Source organism: Nocardia sp. NPDC087230 (assembly GCF_044744725.1).
Lineage (GTDB): Bacteria > Actinomycetota > Actinomycetes > Mycobacteriales > Mycobacteriaceae > Nocardia > Nocardia canadensis.
The window spans coordinates 195,901-221,887 of record NZ_JBIUYV010000002.1 but is presented as its reverse complement, the minus strand read 5'-3'; the positions used below and the strand labels follow the sequence as shown (position 1 = coordinate 221,887).

7 protein-coding genes are annotated in these 25,987 nt (G+C 71.9%); 5 read left to right on the top strand and 2 right to left on the bottom strand.

From position 1 onward, the window contains the following. Window positions 1-9 precede the first annotated feature (9 nt). Window positions 10-1,644, top strand: coding sequence for a long-chain fatty acid--CoA ligase (locus ACIO52_RS07175; protein ID WP_218720751.1), 1,635 nt, complete (start codon window positions 10-12; stop codon window positions 1,642-1,644). Between the two features lie 377 nt (window positions 1,645-2,021). Here ACIO52_RS07175 and ACIO52_RS07170 read toward each other — a convergent pair whose 3' ends face one another. Then, on the bottom strand, window positions 2,022-2,414 hold the full coding sequence (locus ACIO52_RS07170) for an SCO5389 family protein (protein WP_218720750.1): 393 nt from the start codon (window positions 2,412-2,414) through the stop codon (window positions 2,022-2,024). Between the two features lie 85 nt (window positions 2,415-2,499). Then, window positions 2,500-3,531, bottom strand: a complete 1,032-nt coding sequence (locus tag ACIO52_RS07165; protein ID WP_402642395.1) for a nitronate monooxygenase — start codon at window positions 3,529-3,531, stop codon at window positions 2,500-2,502. 265 nt (window positions 3,532-3,796) lie between these two features. Between ACIO52_RS07165 and ACIO52_RS07160 the strand changes: the two genes are divergently transcribed. The 4 genes from ACIO52_RS07160 (at window position 3,797) to ACIO52_RS07145 (ending at window position 25,943) form a co-directional block, all read left to right on the top strand. Continuing rightward, entirely contained in the window at window positions 3,797-4,663 is an 867-nt protein-coding gene (locus ACIO52_RS07160; protein WP_402642392.1) for a M23 family metallopeptidase, read from the top strand. 255 nt (window positions 4,664-4,918) lie between these two features. Beyond that, on the top strand, window positions 4,919-12,271 hold the full coding sequence (locus tag ACIO52_RS07155) for an amino acid adenylation domain-containing protein (RefSeq protein ID WP_402642389.1): 7,353 nt from the start codon (window positions 4,919-4,921) through the stop codon (window positions 12,269-12,271). 83 nt (window positions 12,272-12,354) lie between these two features. Further along, window positions 12,355-18,408, top strand: a complete 6,054-nt coding sequence (locus ACIO52_RS07150; protein WP_402643528.1) for an amino acid adenylation domain-containing protein — start codon at window positions 12,355-12,357, stop codon at window positions 18,406-18,408. 140 nt (window positions 18,409-18,548) lie between these two features. Continuing rightward, entirely contained in the window at window positions 18,549-25,943 is a 7,395-nt protein-coding gene (locus tag ACIO52_RS07145; RefSeq protein WP_402642386.1) for an amino acid adenylation domain-containing protein, read from the top strand. Window positions 25,944-25,987: the final 44 nt, after the last annotated feature.

Genomic DNA, 25,987 nt, shown 5'->3' with positions numbered 1-25,987 from the left:
GAGTTTTCGATGCTGAGCACCATGCAGGACGACCAGCTGTCGCTGGCCAAACTGCTCAACTATGCCGCCACCTTCCAGGGCAATTCGACCGTGTCCACCTGGACCGGCGACGGTGTGCGCACCATGACCTACCGTGAGCTCGGCGCCGACGCCGCACGGCTGGCCAACGCGCTGCGCGGGCTCGGCATCGAAGAGGGCGACCGCGTCGGCACCTTCATGTGGAACAACAACGAGCACATGGTCGCCTACATCGCGGTGCCCGCGATGGGCTCGGTGCTGCACGCGCTCAACATCCGCCTGTTCCCGGAGCAGCTGGTGTTCGTCGCCAACCACGCCGAGGACAAGGTCGTGCTCGTCGACGGCACCCTGGTGCCGCTGTTCGCTCAGTACCTACCGAACCTGAAGACGGTCGAGCACGTGATCGTCGTCAACGGCGACGCCGCCGCACTGACCGCGCCCGAAGGTGTGCAGGTGCACTCCTACCGCGAGCTGCTCGACAGCCAGTCCGCCGAGTTCGACTTCCCGGTCGTGGACGAGCGCTCCGCCGCCGCCATGTGCTACACCTCCGGCACCACCGGCGACCCGAAGGGCGTCGTCTACTCGCACCGCTCCAACTGGCTGCACGCGATGCAGGTGAACTCGCCCAACGGCATGGGTTTCCACGGCGGGGACTACGTGCTCGCGATCGTGCCGCTGTTCCACGCCAACGCGTGGGGCCTGCCGTACGCGGCGCTGATGTCGGGCGCGAACATCCTGATGCCGGACCGCTTCCTGCAGCCCGGCCCGCTGCTGGAGATGATGGCCGCCGAGAAGCCGACCTTCGCCGCCGCCGTGCCGACCATCTGGGGCGGCGTGCTGGCGGGTCTGGCCGCGCAGCCGCAGGACATCTCGCACCTGCGCACCGCCGTCGTCGGTGGCTCCGCGGTGCCGCCCGCCATGATGCGCGCGTTCGAGGAGAAGCACGGCGTGCGCATCCTGCACGCGTGGGGCATGACCGAGACCTCCCCGCTGGGCAGCGTCGCGCACGCGCCCGCGGGCGTCGAGGGCGAGGAGGCCTGGGCCTACCGCTACACGCAGGGCCGTTTCCCGGCCAATGTCGAGGCCCGGCTCGTCGGCGACGACGGCAAGGTCGTCCCGAACGACGGTGAGTCGCTCGGTGAGCTCGAGGTCCGCGGCGCGTGGATCACCGGCTCCTACTACTCGCCGACCGGGGCCGAGATCGACCCGGACAAGTTCGACGACGGCTGGCTGCGCACCGGCGACGTCGGCAAGATCAGCCCCGACGGCTACCTCACCCTGGTCGACCGCTCCAAGGACGTCATCAAGTCCGGCGGCGAGTGGATCTCCTCGGTGGACCTGGAGAACGCGGTGATGGGCCACCCGGCCGTCGCCGAGGCCGCCGTGATCGGCGTGCCGGACGAGAAGTGGGACGAGCGCCCGCTGGTCGCGATCGTGCTGGCCGAGGGCGCCGCCGCCGACGCCGTCGAACTGCGTGACTTCCTGGCCGACAAGTTCGCCAAGTGGCAGCTGCCGGAGCGCTGGACCTTCATCGCCGAGGTGCCCAAGACCAGCGTGGGCAAGTTCGACAAGAAGCGGCTGCGCGCGCAGTACGCCGAGGGCGAGCTGGATGTGACGACGGTGTAATTGGCGGCTGGCGCCGCGGGTTTCGGCCTCGTGACCTCGCCGCCGAGGGGTGATACTGCGCCTTCGGCGGTACGTCTCACCCCTCGGCGGCGAGGCGGCCGAAACCGGGGTGGTACTGCGCCTTCGGCGGTATGTCTCACCCCTCGGCGGCGAGGTGGCCGAAACCGGGGTGGTACTGCGCCTTCGGCGGTATGTCTCACCCCTCGGCGGCGAGGCGGCCGAAACCGGGGTGTCGGCTGGTAGATGTGGCGGCGGGCGTGGAATCTCTTCCACGCCCGCCGTTCTCATTCAGTTGTTGTTCAGTTGTTTGTTCTGTTGTCGGATCCTGTTGTGCGATGCAGTTGTCGATATTCAGTTGTCGACAGAAACGCTAATGCTCAACAGTTCCGGAGTTCCGGGCTCTGGTTGAGGAGCTGGGCGCGCGGGCTGATGTAGCGGCTGTAGGTCTCGCCGCCGACCGCCGAGAGCGGGAAGGCCGCGACCCGATGGCAGTTCTGGAAGGCGAGTTTCACGCCGAAGTGCCGTTCCAGACCGCCGCGGATGGCGTCGGAGGCCAGGGCGCGCAGCAGCTGGCCGCGGGCGACCTCGTCCGGCGGCGGCACCACATTGTCGGCGAACTCCGCGTCGCCCGCCCGCAGGTCGCCGGCTACCCGGCTCACCACTTCCCAGGCGTACGGCAGTGACGTGCGGACGCATTCTACGAACTCGGCGTCGTCGATATCGCCCTGTTCGGCGCGCTCGAGCAGTGCTGCGGGAACATCGAGGGACATGGCGCTCTCCTCCTGCTTGGTGGTGGTCGGCGGGATGCGATGCCCCTTCGAGTCTAAACGAAATCGGTTGTCAACAACCCTGGATTCATTCTGAAAGTGCTTTCCGTAGTGCGCTTTTCGCGTCGGCGGCCAGGTCGGCGATCAGTTCGCCTGCCGATAGCTCGGTCGCCAGTGAATGCGCTTGCCCCGCCCACAGATTCACATCGTCGGTGTTGCCGGCGGCGCGGCCCGCGGCCCGCAACGGGGCGGTGGCGTAATGAATTTCGGGGTAGGCGGCGGGTGCGGTCGCGGTGTGCTCCCGAAGAAAACGGTTGCGGATTCCGCGCGCACGCCGTCCGGTGAAGGCCCGGGTGAGCATCGTCGGTTCCGCCGAGCCGATCGTGCCCCGGTGCGCGGCGTTGGTGCCCGCCTCCGGGCAGCGCAGCAGCGCGGTGCCGAGCTGCCCGGCGGCCGCGCCCGCGGCGAGCACCGCGGCCAGGCCGGCGCCGGTGGCGATGCCGCCCGCGGCGATGATCGGGCGGTCGGTGCTCGCGGTGAGCAGTTGGAGCAGGGTCAGCAGGCCGAGCGGGTCGACCGGGTCGTCGGCGGGATCGTCGAGGAAGCTCGCGCGGTGTCCACCCGCCTCGGCGCCCTGGGCGATCAGCGCGTCGGCGCCCGCGTCGAGCGCGATCGCCGCCTCGGCGGGGGAGGTGACCGTCACCCAGACCTCGGTGCCGACCGCGTGCAGCCGGTCCACCTCGACGGCGGTGGGGCAGCCGAAGGTCGTCGACACCACCGCGACCGGGTCGGCCACCAGCAGGTCGATCTTCTCCGCCCAGCCGTCGGTGTCGTGCTTGGGCGTGCCGAGCGGGAACTCCGCGCCCAGCTCGGCCAGATAGGCCGCGTAGGTCGCCGGCTCGGCGACCGGGCCGGGGGCGAACAGATTCATGCCGAAGGGGGCGGTGGTCGCGGCTCTGGTCGCCGCGATCTGGTCGGCCATCGCCGCAGGCGCGAGGTAGCCGGCGGCCAGCTGGCCGAACCCGCCCGCGTTCGAGACGGCGACCACCAACTCCGGGGTGGACGGGCCGCCTGCCATGGGCGCGGCGACGATGGGGACACGCAAGCTCTCGATCACCATGTCCCGAGTCTGTCCCGTCGGCGCCGGGTCAAGCGCCGGGACCGGCGCGTGTGACCGGCTCGGCAACGGGATCGTTACTGTGGGACAGGCCTCCCACCTGCGAGTTCGACAGAGAAGGTTGCGGAATGGTCACGACCGGGTAGAGTTCCCGTCACAACGGATGCCGAACCGTTACACGCGGGTCGGTAACGGGAACCGCCCAGGCGGATTCCGGGCCGGTCGTCACCGGTTTCGTTTCCTTGTTGTCGGACGCTAGGACGAGACTTTGTCGCAGCACCGTATGGGCCCCGAATCCATCTCCGTCAAGGCCCTGTTGGGTGACGGAGGCGCCGGGCGCCCGAGCCGGCACCGCGCCGAACCCTCTCGCACCGATCGGGTGCGGGTCGCCGCCAGCGCCGCGGTCGCCGCGGGCGCCATCGTCGGCACCGCCGCCTCGATCGCCCCGACCATCGCCTACGCGGCCCCGCTGCTGCCGACGCACAACGACGACGTCGAGGAATCCGTCGTCCCCGATTCCGCTCGCGAGGCCGCCGAGGTCAACCTCGTCGCCGCCAAGCAGGTCGCCGCGCCCGCCGAGGCGCCCACGCAGGTCGACGCCGTCGCCGCGCCGATCGCGTCGCCCGCCGCCGCGCCGTTCGGCATCGGCAACCTGCCGCCCGAGATCGCGGGCCCGCTGGCCCAGGTCGAGGACATCATCCAGGGCATCCAGCACCAGGTCGCGCCGCCGCAGGCCGCCCGCCCGGTCGCGGGCCCGATCAGCTCCGGCTTCGGTGCCCGCTGGGGCGCCATGCACTACGGCCTGGACTTCGCCGACTCGATCGGCGCCCCGATCCACTCCGTGTCCAGCGGCACCGTCATCGAGGCGGGCCCGGCCTCGGGCTTCGGCCTGTGGGTGCGGGTGCTGCAGGACGACGGCACCACCGCCGTCTACGGCCACGTCAACGAGATGCTGGTGACCCAGGGTCAGCGCGTCAACGGGGGCGACGTCATCGCGACCGTCGGCAACCGCGGCCAGTCCACCGGCCCGCACCTGCACCTGGAGATCTGGGATCAGGGCGGCGCCAAGATGGATCCCATTCCCTACCTCGCCTCCAAGGGTGTGCCGCTGGAGTGGGGCCCCTCCGCGCACTGAGCGTTTCCAGTCGCGGACTCTCCGCGAAAGCCGAGTGACGGTGGTTCAGTATGAGCCCCGTCACTTTGCTGTGTGATCCGGCAACACGCCTGGTCGGCGGGCCGATACTCCTCAGGGCCCGTGGAACCGGGGGCCCCGCAATCGGGGGCTGTCGGCACGACGTTCGGTCGGTCTGTGGTCGCTCGATATGATGGCTCGATCTGCACGGGGCGGCCGTCGGCGCGTCCATGCTCGATGAGAGGTGAATGAACCCGAATGGAAACTGCCCGTCGTTCTGCCCGCGGTAACCGCCGTCGCCGGTCGAGCAGTCCGACATTCGGTCAGTTGCTGACGGCCGCCGTGGAATCGGCCGCCGACACCACCGCCATCCGGTTCAACCCCACCGGCGACCCGGCCGACCAGCGCGAACTCACCTACCGCGCGCTGGACGAGGAGTCCTCCCGGCTCGCCAGGGAGCTGATCGCCCGTGGCATCGGCCCCGGTGACATCGTCGCCGTCGCGATCACCCGCTCGATCGAATCGGTGCTCAGTGTGTGGGCCGTGGCCAAGTCCGGCGCCGCCTACGTGCCGATCGACCCGGCCTACCCGGCCGAGCGCATCGCCCACATCGTCACCGATTCGCACGCCGTGCTCGGCGTCACCACCGCCGCGCACCGGCCCGCGCTCGGTACCTCCACCGAGTGGCTCGAGCTCGACGACCCCACCGTCGCGGCGCGGATCGCGGCCCAGCCCGCGCACGCCATCTCCTACAGCGACCGGGTGCGCACGCTCGACGAGCGGCATCCGGCCTATGTCATCTACACCTCGGGCTCCACCGGTCTGCCCAAGGGCGTCGTGGTGACCCAGGCGGGCCTGTCGACGATGGCCGCGGTGGGCAGGCAGTACCGCATCGACGCGGGCTCGCGGGTGACTCACCTGAGCTCGCCCAGCTTCGACTTCTCCCTGATGGAGATGCTGTTCACCTTCACCGCGGGCGCGACGCTGGTCGTGGTCCCGCCGACGGTGTTCGGTGGCGACGAACTCGCCGATCTCGTTCGCCGCGAACAGGTCTCGCACCTGCTGATCACCCCGGGCGCGCTCGAGTCGGTCGACTCCACCCGGGTCGACAGCGTGCGGGTGGTCGTCACCGGCGGCGACAAGCTCGGCCCCGAACTGGTGGATCGCTGGGCGGCGCAGGGCCGTTCGGTGTTCAACGCCTACGGCCCCACCGAGGCCACCGTCATGGTGACCACCGGCGAGATGACCGCGGGCGCGGCGGTGACGCTGGGTTCGGTGATCCCGGGTGTCGCGGCCTTCGTGCTGGACGCGCGCCTGCGCCCGGTACCCGCGGGCGTCGTCGGTGAGCTGTACCTGGCCGGTCCCGCGTTGGCCCAGGGCTACCTGGACCGTCCCGAGCTGACCGCCGAGCGCTTCGTCGCCAACCCGTTCGGCGCCGACGCGGGCGCGCCCGGCGGACGCCTGTACCGCACCGGTGACCTGGTGCGCCGCGACACCTCCGGTGAGTTCGAGTACCTCGGCCGCTCCGACTTCCAGGTCAAGATCCGCGGCCTGCGCATCGAGCTGGGCGAGATCGACAACGCGCTGACCACCCACCCCGACGTCGACTTCGCGGCCACCCTCGGCCGCACGCTGACCAACGGCGTGACCTCGCTGGTCGCCTACGTGCTGCCCCGCGCGGGCGCCGCGGTGACCCCGGCCGACCTGGCCCACCACCTGTCGGGCCTGCTGCCCGCGTACATGGTGCCTGCGGCGATCATGCTGCTCGACGAGATCCCGCTGACCCCGGTCGGCAAGCTCGATCGCAAGGCCCTGCCGGAGCCCACCTTCACCGCCCGCGAGTTCCGCGCGCCGAGCACGCCGATCGAGGAGATCATCGCGCAGGTGTTCGCGGCGCTGCTGGTGTCGGGAGACGACCAGGTCGGCGCGGACGACGACTTCTTCGAGCTCGGCGGCAACTCGCTGCTGGCCGCCCAGGCGGTGGCCCGGATCGGGACCGCGCTCGATGCCAGGGTGCCGGTCCAGCTGGTGTTCGAGGCCTCGACGGTGTCGGCGCTGGCCGCGCGCGTCGAGTCGCACGTCGGCGCGGGCACCGGCAACCCGCTGACCGCGCAGACCCGGCCCGAGCAGATCCCGCTGTCCTACGCGCAGCAGCGGATGTGGTTCCTCAACCGGTTCGATCCGGGCAGCGGCGCCAACAACATCCCGCTGCCGGTGCGGTTGTCCGGCGAGCTGGATGTGGCGGCCATGCGCGCCGCCGTCGCCGACCTGGTCGGCAGGCACGAAGTACTGCGCACGATCTACCCGGAGGTCGACGGTGACGCCGTGCAGCTGGTGCTGCCGGTGGGCGATCCCCGCGCGGTCCCGCAGGTCGAGCTGGTCGACGCGACCCCCGAGCAGCTGCCCGGTCTGATCGCCGAGCAGGCGGTGGCCGGTTTCGATGTCGCGGTCGCGCCGCCGGTGCGGGTGCGGCTGTTCCGCCTCGGCGCCGACGAGCACGTGCTGCTGTGCGTGGTGCACCACATCGCCGCCGACGGTTTCTCGATGGCGCCGCTGACCCGCGACCTGATCGCCGCCTACTCCGATCGGCTGCGCGGCAGCGCGCCGGCCTGGCATCAGCTGCCGGTGCAGTACGCCGACTTCACGCTGTGGCAGCGGGCGACGCTGGGCGCCGAGTCCGATCCGGATTCGCTGCTGGCTCAGCAGATCTCGTTCTGGCGCGACGAATTGGCCGGACTGCCCGAGCAATTGGACCTGCCCGCCGATCGCCCGCGCCCCGCGGCGATGACCAACCGGGGCGCGAGCTACGACTTCCGGATCGACGCCGACACCCACGCCGCGCTGGATCGGCTGTCCCGCGAACACAATTCGACGCTGTTCATGGTCGTGCACGCCGCGCTGGCCGTGCTGCTGGCGCGCCTGTCGGGCACCACCGACATCGCCGTCGGCACCCCGGTGGCCGGTCGCGGCGAAGCGGTGCTCGACGACGTGATCGGCATGTTCGTCAACACCCTGGTGCTGCGCACCGAGGTGGACCCGGCCCGCAGCTTCGACGAATTGCTCGGCAGCGTCCGCGGCACCGACGTGGCCGCCTTCGGGCACGCCGACGTGCCGTTCGAGCGGCTCGTCGAGCTGCTGGATCCGGCCAGGTCGATGGCCAGGCACCCGCTGTTCCAGGTGATGCTCACCTTCCAGAACCTCGCGGGCACCGAGCTGACGCTGCCCGGCCTCACGGTCGCCGGCGTCGATCTGGCCGTGCCGTTCGCGAAGTTCGACCTCGAACTCACCCTCGTCCCGCTGGAGACCGCCGGTGTCGCGAACGGGGTGTCGGCGGCGTTCACCTACGCCACCGACCTGTTCGACGAGGCCACCGTCGCCGGGTTCGCCGACCGGCTGGTGCGCCTGCTCACCGAGGTCGTCGCCGATCCGGCCCGTCCGGTGGGCGCGATCGAGCTGCTCGAATCGGACGAGCGCGAGCGAATCCTGCGGCGGTGGAACGACACCGGGCACGAGCTGGCGCCCGCGCTGCTGCTCGACGGTTACCGTGGTGAGGTCGCGGCGCATCCCGATGCGGTGGCGCTGTCCTATGAGGGCACCGAGCTGACCTATCGCGAGTTCGACGAGCGGGTGAACCGGCTGGCCCGGCTGCTGGTGCAGCGCGGGGTCGGCGCGGAATCGCTGGTCGGGCTGGCCGTGCGCCGGTCGCTGGATCTGGTCGTCGGCATGTACGCGATCGTCACCGCGGGCGGCGCGTACGTGCCGCTGGACCCGGATCACCCGGCCGAGCGGATCGCGCACATCCTCGACACCGCGCAGCCGGTGTGCGTGCTGACCACCACCGCCGACGCCGTCGAGGTGCCTGCGGCGACCCCGGTGATCACCATGGACACCGTTGCGCTGGAAGGCTTCTCGGGCGAGCCGTTGAGCCCGGCCGAGCTGGTCCGGCCGGTGCTGCCGCAGCACCCGGCCTACGTCATCTTCACCTCGGGTTCCACCGGCCGTCCGAAGGGCGTGGCGGTCTCGCACCAGGCGATCGACAACCAGATCGCGTGGATGCTCGCGGAGTACCCGCTGGCTCCGGGCGATGTCTACCTGCAGAAGACCGCGACCACCTTCGACGTGTCGCTGTGGGGCTACTTCATGCCGCTGCGCACCGGCGCGAAGCTGGTCGTCGCGACCCACGACGGCCACCGCGATCCCGCCTACATCGCCGAAACCATTGCCGCGCAGGGCGTCACGATGACCGACTTCGTGCCGTCGATGCTCACCGTCTTCGCCGCGCATACCGCGCCCGGCGCCATCCCCACGCTGCGCGACGTGTTCGCCATCGGTGAGGCACTGCCGCCGGAGACCGTCGAGGCGCTGCGCGCGGTCTCGACCGCGCAGGTGCACAACCTCTACGGCCCGACCGAGGCCGCGGTGTCGGTGACCTACTGGCCCGCGGGCGAAACCGATCGCGGGTCGGTGCCGATCGGCGTGCCGCAGTGGAACACCCAGGTCTACGTGCTGGATTCGCGGCTGCGGCCGGTGCCGGCGGGTGTCGTCGGCGAGCTGTACCTGGCTGGCGATCAGCTCGCCCGCGGGTACGTCGCCCGGCCAGACCTGACCTCGGATCGCTTCGTGGCCAACCCGTTCACGCCCGGCGCGCGGATGTACCGCACCGGTGACCTGGTGGTGTGGCGCACGCCCACCGCCGACGCCCCGGTCCTGGAATACCTGGGCCGCACCGACTTCCAGGTGAAGTTCCGGGGCCAGCGGATCGAGCTCGGCGAGATCGAGACCGCGCTGCTGGCGCAGCCGTCGGTCAGCCAGACCGTCGCCGTGGTGGCCGATTCGCCCGCCGGTGAGCAGCTGGTCGCCTACGTGGTGCCCAAGCCGGGGGAGCGGATCGAGCCGGCGGCGCTGCTCGCCGCGATCGGTGAATCGTTGCCCGCGTACATGATTCCGGCCGCCCTGGTCGCCCTGGACGCGTTCCCGCTGAACCCGAGCGGCAAGCTCGACCGCAAAGCGCTGCCCGCGCCCACCTTCACGGCGGGCGAGTTCCGCGCACCCGCGACGCCCACCGAGGAGATCGTGGCGGGCGTCTACGCCGAGCTGCTCGGCATGGCGCGGGTCGGCGCCGACGACGACTACTTCGCGCTCGGCGGCAACTCGCTGCTGGCTACCCGCGCGATCGCCCGGATCAACGAGGCCCTCGACGCCGAGGTCACCATTCGCGACCTGTTCGAGGCGCCGACCGTCGCCGCGCTGGCCGCGCGCGTCGGCGCGGTCGGCGGGGCCGCGGCCCGGCCCGCGCTGGTGGCCGCCGCACGGCCGGAACGCATTCCGCTGTCGCTGGCCCAGCAGCGCATGTGGGTGCTCAACCAGCTCGACCCGGCGTCGGGCTCGTACAACATCCCGTTCGCCATCCGGCTGACCGGCGCGCTCGACGTGGCCGCGCTCGACGCCGCGGTGACCGACGTGCTCACCCGGCACGAGTCGCTGCGCACCCGGTTCCCGGTGTGCAACGGCGCCGCGTCCGAGGGCCCTGCGTGGTCACCGTCGGCTACCTCCTCCGGGCCCGTCGATCGCGGCGCGCCGGTGGACGGCAGCCCGGTCCAGGAGATCCTGCCCGTCGCCGAGGTGCTGCCCGCCGGGCTCGAGGTGGAGACCACGACCGAGGTCCTGGCCCGCGCCGCCGCGCTGGCCGAGGCCGGGTTCGACGTCACCAGGGAAGTGCCCGTGCGGGCGCGACTGCTCACCGACGGATCGGCGGCCGACTGGCTGCTGGTGTTCGTGGTGCACCACATCTCCGCCGACGGCGCGTCGCTGGCCCCGCTGGCCCGCGACCTGATGACCGCCTATGTCGCGCGCGCCGCGCAGCAGGCTCCGGCCTGGACGCCGCTGCCGGTGCAGTACGCGGACTTCGCGCTCTGGCAGCGCGCGGTCGTGGGCGCCGACGACGACCCGGACTCGGTCGCCGCCGCCCAGCTCGACTACTGGCGGACCCAGCTCGCCGGGGTGCCGCCGCTGCTGGAGCTGCCGCAGGACCGTCCGCGTCCCGCGACGCCGACGCTGCGGGGCGCCACCACCGAGCTGCGGTTGCCCGCCGAGGTGCACGCGCGGCTGAACCACCTCGCGCGCGAACACAAGTCGTCGCTGTTCATGGTCGTGCACGCGGCCCTGGCGGTACTGTTGGCGCGGCTGTCGGGCACCACCGACATCGCCATCGGCACCGCCGTCGCCGGACGTGGTGAGCGCGCGCTCGACGAGCTGGTCGGCATGTTCGTCAACACGCTGACCCTGCGCACCGCGCTGGACCCGGCCGGGTCCTTCGACGAGGCGGTGGATCTGGCCCGCGAGACCGACCTGGGTGCCTTCGCCCACGCCGACCTGCCGTTCGAGCGGGTCGTCGAGGTGGTCGCGCCGGGCAAGGGCAGCGCGCACAATCCGCTGTTCCAGGTGGCGCTGACCTTCAGCAACAACGAAGCGGCCGCGCTCGAGCTGCCCGGCCTCAGCGTGACCGCGCTGGAGACCGCGGTGGCGGCCAAGTTCGACCTGCAGGTCGACGTCGAGCCCCGGTTCACCGCCGAAGGCGCGCCGGACGAGCTGGTCACCCTGTTCAACTACGCCACCGACCTGTTCGACGAGGCCACGGTGCGCACCATCGGCGAGCGCTTCGCCCGCATCCTGACCGCGGTGGCCGCCGACCCGCAGATCCGCGTCGGCGATATCGACATCCTCGACGAGCAGGAGCGGGCCCGGCTGCTCGCCGGAGCCGCGCAGGCGCCCGCGCCTGCCGCGCCGTCGGGCGGTACCACGCTGGCGCAGGCGTTCACCGCCGCGGCCGAGGACGACCCAGACGGTCCCGCGCTGGTCTGGGGTGACGATTCGCTGACCTACGAGCAGCTCGACACCCGGTCCTCGCGGTTGGCGCGGTTGCTGATCGGCCGTGGTTTCGGCCCGGGTGCCGGTGTGGCCGTTGATCTTCCGCGCGGCGTCGACTGGGCGGTCGCGGTGTGGGCCGTGCTCAAGGCCGGTGCGGCCGTGCTGCCCGCGCCGGGAGCCGGCGCGCTGCCCGCCGAACCGGCGGCCAAGATCGGCATCACCGCGGGCGTGACGCCGGACGGTGATTTCGAGTGGGTGGTCCTCGACGATCCGTCGATCCGTACCGAGCTGTCGACCCAGTCGGCCCGCCCGGTGACCTACGCCGACCGCACCAGGGCACTGCGCGGCGGTGACCCGGCCTTCGTCGGCGTCGACGGGGTCCGCAGCTACGACGAACTGGCCACGGCGGGTGCGCGGGTGCGCACCGACGCGGCGCTGACCTTCGAGTCGCGCACCTTCGGCACCGCCGCGGCCGACAGCTTCGCCGTCCTCGTCGAGCCGGTCGCCGCGGGTGTCGCCGGCGCGTCGATGGTGCTGGCGCAGACTGCCGGCGACGACTTGTCGGCCGCGCTGGCCGAGGAGTGGGTGAGCCATCTGTTCGGCGACCGGGCCGGTCTCGAGGCACTCGACACCGCCGGGCTCGACGACTTGCAGGCAGTGATCGCCGACGACGCCGCGCCGGGCAACCCCGGTCCGGCCGAGGTCGTGCTGGTGCTCGGGGACCCGCGTCCGTCGGTGGCCTGAGCCGTGACCGTGGTGACGGGGCGACGAGTTCCGGTGATGGGTGAGGTGGAATCGCGATGACACGACCGGTACGGACGCGCCCGGTGCGCACTCGCCGCGCCAGGGTGACCGCGCTGCCGCAGCTGCTGGCCACCGCCGTGGAGACCAATCCCGACGGTGTCGCGGTGGTGCTCGCCGACGCCACGCGCACGCTGGGCAGCCTGAGCTACGCCGAGATCGACGAGCGCTCGAGCCGGATCGCGCGGCTGCTGATCGAGCGCGGGATCGGCGCCGGTGATCTGGTGGCCATCGGCATCCCGCGCTCGATCGAGTCGGTGCTGGCGGTGTGGGCGGTCGCCAAGACCGGCGCCGGTTTCGTGCCGGTGGACCCGAACTATCCGCCGGATCGCGTGGCGCACATGGTGTCCGACTCCGGCGCGGTCTTCGGGCTGACCGTCGCGGCGGTCGCCGACCGGCTGCCGACCCGGGTGGACTGGCTCGTCATCGACGACGCGGGCATCGCCCCGCTGCTCGACGAGGTCGCCGGTGACCCGGTCACCAATGCCGACCGGCTGCGCCAGATCCGCGCCGAGGATCTGGCGTACGTCATCTACACCTCCGGCTCCACCGGCCTGCCCAAGGGTGTCGCGGTGAGCCAGGCCGGGCTGGCCGGGTTCTGCGCGGAACAGCGCCTGCACTACGGCATCGACATCGATTCGCGCACCTTGCATTTCGCCTCGCCCTCGTTCGACGCCTCGCTGCTGGAGCTGCTGCTCGCGGTCGGCGCCGGCGCGACGATGGTGATCGTCGACCCGAGTGTCTACGGTGGCGACGACCTGGCCGCGCTGCTGCGCCGGGAACGGGTGAGCCACGCGTTCATCACCCCCGCCGCGCTGGCCTCGATCGATCCCGATGGCCTCGACGATTTCCGGGTGGTGGCGGTCGGCGGCGAGGCGGTCCCGCCGGATCTGCTGCGGCGCTGGGCGATTCCGCTCGCCGACGGCACCCTGCGACAGTTCCATAATGTGTACGGGCCCACCGAGACCACGATCGTCGTCAACATCAGTGTGCCGCTGAAGCCGGGTGATCCGCTGACCATCGGTGGCCCGCTGCGCGGAGTCGCCGAATACGTGCTCGACGACCGGCTCGGCCCCGTCCCGCCCGGCGTCACCGGCGAGCTCTACATCACCGGTGCCCAGCTGACCCGCGGCTACCACGCGCGCCCCGGTCTCACCGCTTCGCGCTTCGTCTCCAATCCCTTCGACCCGGCCGGTTCCCGGCTCTACCGCACCGGTGACCTGGTCCGCTGGACCGCCGAGGGCGCGCTGGAATACGTGGGCCGCAACGACTTCCAAGTCAAGATCCGCGGCTTCCGGATCGAGCTCGGGGAGATCGACGCGGTGCTCTCCGCGCACGAGAGCATCGACTTCGCCGCCACCGTCGGGCACGAACTCGACAGTGGCGCAACGATTCTGGTGTCCTATGTGCACGCGGCGCCGGGCGCGACCGTCGACACCGCCGCGCTCACGGCCTTCGCCGAACGCAGCCTGCCCGCGCACATGGTGCCGACCGTGCTGATGGAACTCGACACCATCCCGCTGACCCCGGTCGGCAAGCTGGACCGGCGGGCCCTGCCCGCCCCGGTGCTCGAGCACGCCGCGTTCCGAGCCCCGACCACGCCGGTGGAACAGATCGTCGCCGGGACCTTCGCCCAGGTGCTCGATCTCGGCGAGGACACCCAGCTCGGCCTCGACGACGACTTCTTCGCCCTCGGCGGCAACTCGCTGCTGGCCACCCAGGTCGCCGCCCGGCTCGGCGCCGCGCTCGACACCGACTTCCCGGTCCGGCTGCTGTTCGAGGCGCCGACGGTGGAGGCGCTGGCCCAGCGGCTGGCCGAATCCGCGGGCGCAGGCGCGCGTCCCGCGCTGGTGGCCGCCGAACGGCCGGAACGGATTCCGCTGTCGCTGGCCCAGCAGCGGATGTGGTTCCTCAACCAGTTCGACCCGGAGTCGGTCGCCTACAACATCCCGATGGCGGTGCGGCTCGGCGGCGCGATCGATGTGGACGCGCTGCGGGCGGCTGTCGGCGATCTGGTCGCCCGGCACGAGACCCTGCGCACCGTCTACCCCGAGACCGACGACGGTCCGATCCAGCGGGTGCTGCCCGAGTCGGCGGCCACCCCACAGCTGGAGGTACACCGGATCCAACCCGCCGAGCTGGGCGCGGCGATGCACGCGCTCGGCTCGTCCGGCTTCGATGTGCGCAGCCAGGTGCCGCTGCGGGTCGCGCTGTTCGAGCTCGGCCCCGACGAGTCGGTGCTCGCCGTGGTGGTGCACCACATCGCCGGGGACGGTTCCTCGCTGACCCCGCTGACCCGGGATCTGATGCTCGCCTACGCCGCGCGCTCGGCGGGCGCGGCACCGGACTGGGCCCCGCTGGCCGTGCAGTACGCGGACTACGCGCTCTGGCAGCGCGCCCTGCTCGGCAGCGAGGACGACCCGCGGTCGCTGGCCTCGGCCCAGCTGGCCTACTGGCGCGACGCGCTGGCCGGTCTGCCCGATCAGCTCGACCTGCCCGCCGACCGGCCGCGTCCGGCCGTACAGTCCTTCGCCGGTGGCCGGGTGCCGATCGAGGTCGACGCCGCGACCCACCGCGCGCTGCTGGCGCTGGCGCACGAGCAGGGCGCGACCCTGTTCATGGTGGTGCACACCGCGCTCGCGGTGACACTGGCCCGGTTGGCGGGCACCGACGACCTCGCGATCGGCACACCCATCGCGGGCCGAGGCGAGGCTGCCCTCGACGACCTGATCGGCATGTTCGTCAACACCCTGGTCTTCCGCACCACGCTGCGGCCGGGGGAGCCGTTCACCGCGCTGCTCGCCCGCCAGCGCGACACCGACCTGCAGGTCTTCGCCAATGCCGACCTGCCGTTCGAGCGACTGGTCGAGGCGATCAACCCGGCCCGCTCGACCGCGCGGCACCCGCTGTTCCAGGTGGGCCTGTCCTTCCAGAACCTGACCAGGACCGGCCTCGAGCTCGGGGAGCTGGCGGTCGAGGGCGTCGACGTGGATCTGGCGGTATCGCAGTTCGACCTGCACGCGGTCGTCGCGGACACCTACGACGCCGACGGCGTCGCCCAGGGCATCAGCGGGGTGTTCACCTACGCCACCGACCTGTTCGACGAGGCGACCGCGCGCGGCTACGCCGATCGTTTCGCCCGGGTGCTCGCGGCGGTGGCGGCCGCGCCGCAGCGGCCCGCCGACGAGCTGGACCTGCTCTCCGACGCCGAGCGCGAGCGAATCCTGCACGGCTGGAACGCGACCGGACATCCCTGTCCGCCCGCTACCCTGGCCTCGCTGTTCGCCGAGACCGTCGCCGGAAACCCCGACGGCGTCGCGCTGATCGATCCCGACGGCGCGCCGCTGACCTACCGTGATTTCGCCGCGCGTGTCCATCGGCTGGCGCGACATCTGATCGCGCAGGGTGTCGGCGTGGAAGACCGTGTCGCGCTGGCGATCCCACGGTCCGTGGATCTCGTCGTCGCCATGTACGCGGTGACGGCCACCGGTGCCGCCTACGTGCCGGTCGACCCGTCGCAGCCGGCGGACCGGATCGGTCACGTGCTCGACACCGCCGCTCCCGTCTGCGTATTGACCACGGCGGAAACCGGATTCACCGCCATCGCCGACAAAGCGCCGGGTGCCGAATCGTCCGGCGCGACGAGCGCACCGGGCGGTGGATCGGCTGCTGCCGGTGACACGCTGCGTGGCGAATCGGCTGCTGCCGGTAGCGTGTTGGGCGGGTCTGCTGCCACCGGTGACACGCCGCGTGACGAACATTCCGCCGCTGGTGCAGGACTCGGCGCGGCCCCGGTGATCGTCGTCGACGCGCTGGACCTGTCCGCTGTCCCGGATCAGCCGATCGCGGCGAACGAGCGGCGCGGGGTACTGCGTCCGGCGAACACGGCGTATGTGATCTTCACGTCCGGTTCGACGGGCAAGCCGAAGGGCGTCGCCGTCTCGCACGGCGCGATCGTGAACCAGCTGCTGTGGAAGACCGCCGCGTTCGGACTCGGCCGCGACGATTCGGTCCTGCTGAAGACGGCCGCGACCTTCGACTTGTCGGTGTGGGAGTTCTGGTCGGCGGCGGTGTGCGGCGGCACGCTGGTGATCGCCGCGCCCGACGGGCACCGCGACCCCGCCTACCTGCTGGGCCTGCTCGCCGGTCGATCGGTGACGACGCTGCATGTCGTCCCGTCCATGCTCGACGCCCTGCTCACCGAAGCCGGGGGCGCGCTCCCGTCCGCGCTGCGCCGGGTACTCGCCATCGGCGAGGCCCTGCCCGCCGCGACCGCGCAACGCTTCGTGGCTACGAATTCGGCCGCGTTGCACAACCTGTACGGCCCGACCGAGGCCGCCGTCTCGATCACCGATCATCGCGTGACCACAGCCGATCGGACGACGGTGCCGATCGGCGCGCCCGCATGGAACAGCCGGGTCTACGTCCTGGACGCGCGGCTTCGCCCGGTGCCGGTGGGCGTCTCGGGTGAGCTGTACCTGGCGGGCCATCAGCTGGCCCGCGGCTACTTCGGCCGCCCCGACCTGACCGCCGACCGATTCGTCGCCGACCCGTTCGCCGTTTCCGGTCGGGTCGGCGAGCACCTCGGTGCGGTCGACAGCCAGGTCCGGTCCCGCTCCGCGCACGGCGCCAGGATGTACCGCACCGGTGACCTGGTGGCCTGGACCGCCGAGGGCGAACTCGAGTACCGGGGTCGCACCGACTTCCAGGTCAAGATCCGTGGCTTCCGCATCGAGCTGGGCGAGATCGAGGCGGCGCTGCTGGCCACACCGCAGGTGGCCCAGGCCGCCGTGCTCGCGCAGTCCGACGCGCAGCTCGGTGACCGGCTCGTCGCCTACGTGGTCCCCGCCCCGGACGCCGAGCTCACCGCGGCGGTAGCCAAAGCGGCGGTGGCCCAGGTGCTTCCGTCGTACATGGTGCCCGCCGCCTTCGTCGTCCTGGATCGGCTGCCGCTGAACGCGAACGGCAAGCTCGACCGCGCCGCGCTCCCCGCGCCGGTGCTCGAACCGCGTCGCTACCGGGAACCGGTGGGGGACAACGCGATCGCCGTGGCGGAGGTGTTCACCGAGGTGCTCGGTGTCGCCCGGCCCGGTCTCGACGACGACTTCTTCTCCCTCGGCGGCAACTCGCTGCTGGCCACCCGGGTGGTGCACCGGCTGCGGGAACGCACCGGCACCGAGCTGACCGTGGCCGCGTTCTTCGCCGATCCGACCGTCGCGGGGCTCGCCGACCGGCTCAGCGCGGGTCCGGCCGGTCTCGGCGGTGACCTCGACGCGGCACTGGCGACCACGCTGCCGCTGCGCCGCGGCGGCGACCGGGAACCGCTGTTCTGCCTGCACCCGGTCTCCGGCCTGGCCTGGGCCTACGCGGGCCTTGCCCCGCATCTGCCCGAGGATCGCCCGATCATCGGGCTCCAGTCGCCCGCCCTGAGCGACCCGGACTTCCGGCCCGCCACCGTGGACGCGCTGCTCGACCACTATCTCGCCGAGATCACGGCCGCCCAGCCGCACGGGCCGTACCATTTGCTCGGCTGGTCGCTGGGCGGGGTGCTCGCGCAGGCGGTCGCCACCCGGTTGCAGGCGGCGGGGGAGACGGTCGCCTCGCTGACCCTGCTCGACAGCGTGCCCGGCGCCGATCTGGCCGACTTCGGCGCCGAATTGCGGGAGGCCTTCCGCGAACTCGGCATCCCCGATCAGCAATTGCCCGCCGCCGACCGGATGGCCGGTCTCGGCGCGGACGCCCTCGCCGCGCTACACGGCGCGCTGGCCGGGTCGACACCGATCTCGCTGTCGCGCTTCGTCGGGATGTACCGGGGTGCGCTGCGCACTGTCGAACTGGTTACCCAACTGACGCCGGATCGATTCGTGGGTGATCTCACCTTCTTCACGGCCCTGCGCACGGCCGGAAAAGCGCCGGGTGGCGCCTCGCGCTGGCGCCCCTATTTCAGCGGGGTCATCACCGATCATCCGGTCGACGCCAGTCATCAACAGATGCTCGGCCCGGTGGCCACCACCACAGTCGGCCCGGTAACGGCGCAGGTCATCGCCATTTCCGGGCGGTCCATCGATAGCCCCACGTAACAGGCTCCGCGCAGATTACGATTCTGTTGCAGAGAGTTGGTGTGTCGTGGCGCACACCTCGGCGACGGTCGGCGGCAGCGATATAGGTGTGGCTATGCTGTGTCCGACTCGGCTGCCGGACGCGAGAGGTGTATTGGTCTGTGGAAACCCCCCGCCGCACTGGCCGTGCCGGTCGCCGCCGAACGACCGGCGCACCACTGTTCGGTCAACTGCTTACGGCCGCGGTCGAATCCGCGGCCGGGTCGATAGCTGTCCGCTACAACCCGACCGGAATGCCGGGCGGTGAACGGCAGCTCACCTACTCCGAGCTGGACGCGGAATCCTCGCGACTGGCACGTGAGCTCATCGATCGGGGCATCGGCGCGGGTGACGTGGTCGCGATCGCGATCGCGCGCTCCATCGAGTCCGTGCTCGCGGTCTGGGCCATCGCCAAGGCGGGGGCCGCCTACGTGCCGGTCGACCCGGCCTACCCGCGCGACCGGATCGCGCACATCGTCGCCGATTCCGGCGCGACGCTCGGCCTGACCACCGCGACCCATCGGGCCGCGCTCGGCACCGGGCTGTACTGGATCGAGCTCGACGATCCGGTGGTCGCGGAGCGGATCGCCGCGCGTCCAGGACACGCTGTCAGCTACGCCGACCGGGTCCGGCAGATCGACGATCGGCACCCGGCCTATGTCATCTATACCTCCGGCTCCACCGGCAAGCCCAAGGGCGTCGTGGTCACCCACGCCGGTCTCGGCGCGCTGGTCGCCGCCGAGCGCGAACACTTCGGTGTCGAACCGGATTCGCGTGTGCTGCATGTTTGCTCGCCGAACTTCGACGTGTCGGTGCTGGAGCTGTTGCTGACCTTCGCGAGCGGCGCGACCCTGGTGATCTCGCCGCCGCGGATCTTCGGTGGCTTCGAACTGTCGGATCTGCTGCGGCGCGAACGCATCACGCACCTGCTCATCACGCCGGGTGCGCTGGAGTCGGTCGATCCGGCCGGGCTGCCGGACCTGCGCACCGTGGTCGTCGCCGGTGACCGATTCGGTCCGGAACTGGTGGGCCGCTGGGCGACCAACGGCCGCGCCTTCCACAACGGCTACGGACCGACCGAGGCGACCATCCTCGCCACCAGCACCGCCCCGCTACATCCGCGCGCGCCGATCACGATCGGCACCGCGGTGCCCGGCATGGGCCTCTACGTCCTCGATGCCCGGTTGCGGCCGGTGCCCGCGGGCGTCGTCGGCGAGCTGTATCTGTCCGGTCCCGCGCTGGCCCAGGGGTATCTGGGCAGGCCGGGCCTGACCGCCGAGCGGTTCGTCGCCTCGCCGTTCGGGGCGGGCAGGCTCTACCGCACCGGTGACCTGGTGCGCAGGCTCGAACCCGACGGCACGCTGGAATACCTGGGCCGCAGCGACTTCCAGGTCAAAGTGCGCGGCTTCCGGATCGAGCTGGGCGAGATCGACAACGCCCTCACCGCTCACCCCGACCTCGACTACGCGGTCACCCTCGGCAAGACCATGCCCTCGGGCGCGACCGCGCTGGTGTCGTATGTGCTGCCCCGCGTCGGGCGCACGGTCGACACCGGGGCGCTGGCGGAATTCCTGTCCACCTCGCTGCCCGCGTACATGATTCCGGCCGTCATCATGGTGCTCGACGCGCTGCCGCTGACCTCGGTCGGCAAGCTCGACCGGGCCGCGCTGCCGACGCCGGTGTTCACCGCGCGCGGATTCCGCGCCCCGGCCACGCCCGCCGAACAGGTGGTCGCCGATGTGTTCGCCGCGCTGTTGCTGCGCGACGGCTCGGGCCGCGTGGGCGCCGACGACGACTTCTTCGAACTCGGTGGGGACTCGCTGCTCGCCGCGCAGGCCGTCGCCCGGATCGGTGCCGCCCTGGATGTGCGGGTGCCGGTGCAGGCCGTCTTCGAGGCGCCGACCGTCGCCGCGCTGGCGAACAAGGCCGAGCAGCACCGGGTCTCGGCGCACGCGCTGCCGCTGACCCGTCAGCAGCGTCCCGCGCTGATCCCGCTGTCCTACGCCCAGCAGCGGATGTGGTTCCTCAACCGCTTCGATCCGGCCTCGGCCGTCGACAACATCCCGGTCGCGGTGCGGCTGTCCGGCCGCCTGGACCTGCCCGCCCTGCGCGCGGCCGTCGCCGACCTGGTCACCCGGCACGAGGTGCTGCGCACGGTGTACCCGGTGTCGGACGGTTCGGCCGCCGATTCGGTGGTGCTCGACGGTGAGGGCCATCAGGTGGTGCTCGCCCCCGGCGATCCGGCGGCGGCGCCGGAGTTCGAGGTCATCGAGATCACCGAGGACCAGCTGAGCGACGCCATCGCCGCGGCCGCGCTGACCGGCTTCGACGTCACCGCGGCGCCGCCGGTGCGGGTGCGGGTGCTCGCGCTGACCGAGCCGCGTCCGGCCGGGCCGGAGGCGATAGCGGAGTACGACCCGGATGCGGCTCCCGCGAGTTCGGTCAGTGAGCACGTCGTGGTCTGCGTGGTGCACCACATCGCCGCCGACGGGTTCTCCTTCGCGCCGCTGACCAGGGACCTGCTGACCGCCTACGCCGAGCGCCGCGGCGGTGGCGCGCCGCACTGGCCGCCGCTGCCGGTGCAGTACGTCGACTACACGCTGTGGCAGCGCGCGCTGCTCGGCGTCGAGACCGATCCGTCGTCGCTGCTGGCCGCGCAGGTCGCGTTCTGGCGCCGGACCCTGGCCGGCCTGCCCGAACAGCTGGAGCTGCCCACCGACCGGCCGCGTCCCGCCGTCGCCAGCCGGGCGGGCGGCACGCTGAGCGTCCAGGTGCCCGCCTCCGTGCACGCCGGCCTGGCCGCGCTGGCCCGCGACCACAACGCCACGCTGTTCATGGTGGTGCACACCGCGCTGGCGCTGCTGCTGGCCCGGCTCTCCGGCACCCGTGACATCGCCATCGGGACCCCGGTCGCCGGTCGCGGTGAGCAGGCTCTCGACGAGCTGATCGGCATGTTCGTCAACACCCTGGTGCTGCGCACCCAGGTCGATCCGGCGGCCAGTTTCGCCGCGCTGCTCGCCGAGGTCAGGGCCGACGACCTGGCGGCCTTCGGCCACGCCGATGTGCCGTTCGAGCGCCTGGTGGAGCTGCTGGAGCCGGTGCGCTCGACCGCGCGCCACCCGCTGTTCCAGGTGATGCTGACCTTCCAGAACCTGGCCCGCTCCGAGCTGGCGCTGCCCGGCCTGGCCGTCTCGGCCGCCGACTTCACGGTGCCGCTGGCGAAGTTCGATCTCCAGGTGGAACTGGCCGAGCGGATCGGCGCCGACGGCGCGCCGCAGGGCATGACCGCCTCGTTCGTCTACGCCACCGATCTGTTCGACCACGCCACCGTCGCCGATTTCGCCGACCGCTGGTCGCGGGTGCTGGCCGCGGTGGTGGCCGATCCGTCGGTGCCGGTGGGCGACATCGATGTGCTCGCCCCGGGTGAGCGCGAACTCGTGCTGCGCGAAGGGGATTCGCCGGGCATCGCGGTCCCCGAGGTGACCCTGGCCGATCTGATCTGCGTGCAGGCGCAGCAGCAGCCGGACGCGATCGCGGTGCGGGCGGGGGAGTACTCGCTGACCTTCGCCGATCTGCTCGGCCGCGCCTCGGCGCTGGCACGGGCGCTGATCGCCGAGGGCGCGGGCCCGGAAACCCTGGTAGCCGTGGCGGTTCCGCGTACCGAGGAGCTGCCGATCGCGCTGCTCGCGGTGCTGCTGGCCGGTGCGGGCTACCTGCCGATCGATTCCGGGTATCCCGCGCAGCGACTGGAATACGTGCTCGCCGACGCGAAACCCACTGTGCTGCTGACGACATCGGCCGAGCGCGCGCTGGTGCCCGCCGATCTCCCGGTGGTGCTGGTGGACGAACAGCTCGGCTATTCGACCGCGCCGCTGCGCCCGGCCGAGCGACGCGCGCCGCTGCGGCCCGACCACCTCGCCTACGTCATCTACACCTCCGGCTCCACCGGCCTGCCCAAGGGCGTCGGCGTCAGCCATCGCAATGTGCTGGAGCTGTTCGCCAATACCCAGCAGTTGTTCGAGTTCGACGCCGACGACGTGTGGACGGTGTTCCACTCCTTCGCCTTCGACTTCTCGATCTGGGAACTGTGGTGCGCGCTCGCCGGCGGCGCGTCGGTGGTCGTGGTCGATCACTTCACCTCGCGCTCGCCGATCGAGTTCCGCGAGCTGCTGGCCCGCGAGCGGGTGACGGTGCTGAGCCAGACGCCCACCGCGTTCGCCCAGCTCGACGAGGCCGACCGGGCCGCCCAGGCCGCCGGTGCCGCGCCGCTGCCGCTGCGCTACGTCGTCTTCGGCGGCGAGGCGCTCGACCCGCGCAAGCTCAACCGCTGGTACGCCCGCTACGGAACCGGGCCCGGCGCACCGCGATTGGTGAACATGTACGGCATCACCGAGACCACGGTGCATGTCTCGCATCTGACCATGGACACCGGGGCGACGGAGCTGCCGAGCAGCCTGATCGGCCGGGCGCTGCCCGGTCTGTCGGTGGCCGTGCTCGATGATCGGTTGCGTCCGGTGCCGTTCGGCGTCGCCGGTGAGCTCTACATCGCCGGCGGACAGGTCTCGCGCGGTTACCTCGGCAAGCCCGGGCTCACCGCGACCCGGTTCGTCGCCGATCCGTTCGGACCGCCCGGTGCGCGCCGCTACCGCTCCGGCGACCTCGGCCGCTGGATCGGTTTCCGCGGCACGCCCGCACTGGAATACGGCGGTCGTGGCGATCAGCAGGTGCAGCTGCGCGGGTTCCGGATCGAGCCGGGCGAGATCGAGGCCGCGCTGCTCGGGGTGCCCGGCGTCGGCCAGGCCACGGTCGTGGTGCGCGTCGACGAACACGCGGGCGATCGGCTGATCGGCTACGTCGTGCCCGCCGACGGCGCCGCCCTCGACCCGGTCGCGGTGCGCGCCGCGGTCGCCGAATTCCTCACCGGCTACATGGTTCCCGACGCGGTTGTGGTGCTGGCCGCGCTACCGCTGACCGCCAACGGCAAGCTCGACCGGGCCGCGCTGCCCGCGCCCGAGTTCACCGCGGCCGCCGCCTTCCGCGCACCGACCACGCCGATCGAACTGAGCGTCGCGGAAGTGTTCGCCACCCTGCTCGGGGTCCCCGAGGTCGGCCTGGACGACGACTTCTTCGATCGCGGCGGCAACTCGCTGCTGGCCACCAGGGCCATCGCCCGCATCGATCAGGCGCTCGGCACCGACCTGGTGGTCCGCGACCTGTTCGAGGCGCCGACGGTGGCCGCGCTGGCCGCCCGGGTGCGCCCCGGCGAGGTGGCCGAGCCGCGTCCGCCGCTGGTCCCGGCGCAGGACCGGGGCGTCATCCCGCTCTCGCCCGCGCAGCAGCGGATGTGGCTGCTCAACCGGATCGACCCGGACTCCCCGGCCTACAACATCCCGCTGGTGTTGCGGCTGCGCGGCGCGCTGGACACCTCGGCGCTGCGCTACGCGGTCGCCGATGTGCTGGAGCGGCACGAGGCGCTGCGCACCCGGTTCCCCGCCGACGCGAACGGCGCGCCCTACCAGGAGATCATGCCGGTCAGCGCGGTGCTGCCGACCGGGTTGCCGATCGAGGAGTGCGCCGACCCGCGCGATCGCGTGATGTGGCTGCTCGCAGGCGGATTCGACGTCGCCGAGCGAGTCCCGTTGCGGGCCGGGCTGTTCACCATCCCGGACACCGATCCGCTGGCCGAGGAAGAGCACGTGCTCGCCGTGGTGGTGCAGCACATCATCGCCGACGGCGCCTCGCTTGCGCCGCTGGCCCGCGATCTGGTGATCGCCTACCGGGCCCGGGTCGAGGGTCGTTCGCCCAGCTGGGCGCCGCTGCCGGTGCAGTACGCCGACTACGCGCTGTGGCAGCGCGCGGTCCTGGGCGAGGAGTCCGACGAGACCTCTACCGCCGCACGCCAACTCGACTTCTGGCGGCGCACGCTGGCAGGCCAGGTCGGCACCGTGGACCTGCCGCACGATCATCCGCGACCGCCGCACGCCTCGCTGCGTGGCGCCGATGTGACCACCAGCCTGCCCGCCGACGTGCACGCGCGGCTGGCCGAGATCGCCCGCGCGCACAACGCGTCGCTGTTCATGGTCGTGCACGCGGCGCTGGCCGTGCTGCTGGCGCGCATCTCCGGCAGCACCGACATCGCGATCGGCACCCCGATCGCGGGGCGCGGTGAGCCGGAGCTCGACGACCTGGTCGGCATGTTCGTCAATACGCTGACCCTGCGCACCGAGGTCTCGCCGCTGCGTGGCTTCGACGAGCTGGTCACCCTGGCCCGCGAGGTCGATCTGGCCGCGTTCGCCCACGCCGACCTGCCGTTCGAGCGGATCGTCGACGAGGTCGCGCCCAGCGGCGCGGTCTCGCACAATCCGCTGTTCCAGGTGGTGCTCTCGTTCCACAACACCGAGACGCCGGTGCTGCGGCTGCCCGGGCTCATCATCGAGGCGATGGACCTGGCGGCCCGCTCGGCCAAGGTCGACTTGCAGGTCAATGTGGAGCCCCGCCACACCGCGACCGGCGACCCGGACGAGCTCGGCGTCGTGTTCACCTACGCCACCGACCTTTTCGACGAGCACACCGTCGCGACCTTCGCGCGCGGGTTCACCGAGATCATCACGGCGGTGGCGGCCGACCCGAAGGTCCGCGTCGGCGACATCGACCTGCGCGACGCCAGAGAGCGCGAACGCGAGCTCACCGCCGCGGACTACGCGCCCGTGCCCTCGGCCAACGGCGCCGCGCTGGCCCAGGAGCTGGCCGCCGCCGTCGAGGAGGATCCGGACGCACCCGCGCTCGACCTGGGCGGCGGCGAGCTGACCTACCACGAGTTCGACGCGCGCTCTTCGCAGTTGGCGCGGTCACTGATCGCGCGCGGCGCCGGTCCGGGCACCGGGGTGGCGCTGCGGCTCGATCGCGGGGTGAACGCGGCGATCGCGACCTGGGCGGTGCTCAAGGCCGGTGCCGCGGTGGTGCCGCTGGCGACCATCGACGGGCTGGTGACCGACCGGCTCGAGGTGAAGCTGGGCCTGACCATCGATATCGTCGACGCCCCCGAGGGCCTGGACTGGTACGACCTGGCCGACCCGGCGCTGATCGCCGAGCTGGCCGCGGAGTCGCCGCGCCCGATCGGCTACGCCCATCGCACCCGCGCCCTGCGCGGTGACGATGTGGCCTTCGTCGGCGGTGGCCGGTCGCTGAGCTACGACGAGCTGGCCGGTGCCGCCGAGCGGGTGGCCCAGCGGACCGGGCTGACCTTCGAGTCGCGCACGCGGGCGGCGGGCCGGCCGGATTCCGTGGCCGGCCTGTTGGAGATCGTCGCGGCCGGGATCGCCGGCGCGACGTTGGTGATGGCGCCCGACGACGGCGCCGACGAGGTGAGCCACGTGTTCACCGAGTCGGCGGTGGCTGTCGCGGCGCCGGGGGATGGCGCCGGCGCGACGATAGTCGCGCTGAGTGAGATGATCGGCAACGCCGGACAGCCGCAGCAGCGACGGGCGGCCGTCGGGATGGATGGGATAGGTGGATAGTGCATGACCGGGCAGCGGCTAGTCGGCTCCGTCGAACGGAGGGG

Excerpts from the sequence above, each read along its gene's own strand:
- ACIO52_RS07175 (WP_218720751.1), top strand. The coding sequence starts at position 10 with ATGCTGAGCACCATGCAGGACGACCAGCTGTCGCTGGCCAAACTGCTC.
- ACIO52_RS07170 (WP_218720750.1), bottom strand. The coding sequence starts at position 2,414 with ATGTCCCTCGATGTTCCCGCAGCACTGCTCGAGCGCGCCGAACAGGGC.
- ACIO52_RS07165 (WP_402642395.1), bottom strand. The coding sequence starts at position 3,531 with ATGGTGATCGAGAGCTTGCGTGTCCCCATCGTCGCCGCGCCCATGGCA.
- ACIO52_RS07155 (WP_402642389.1), top strand. The coding sequence starts at position 4,919 with ATGGAAACTGCCCGTCGTTCTGCCCGCGGTAACCGCCGTCGCCGGTCG.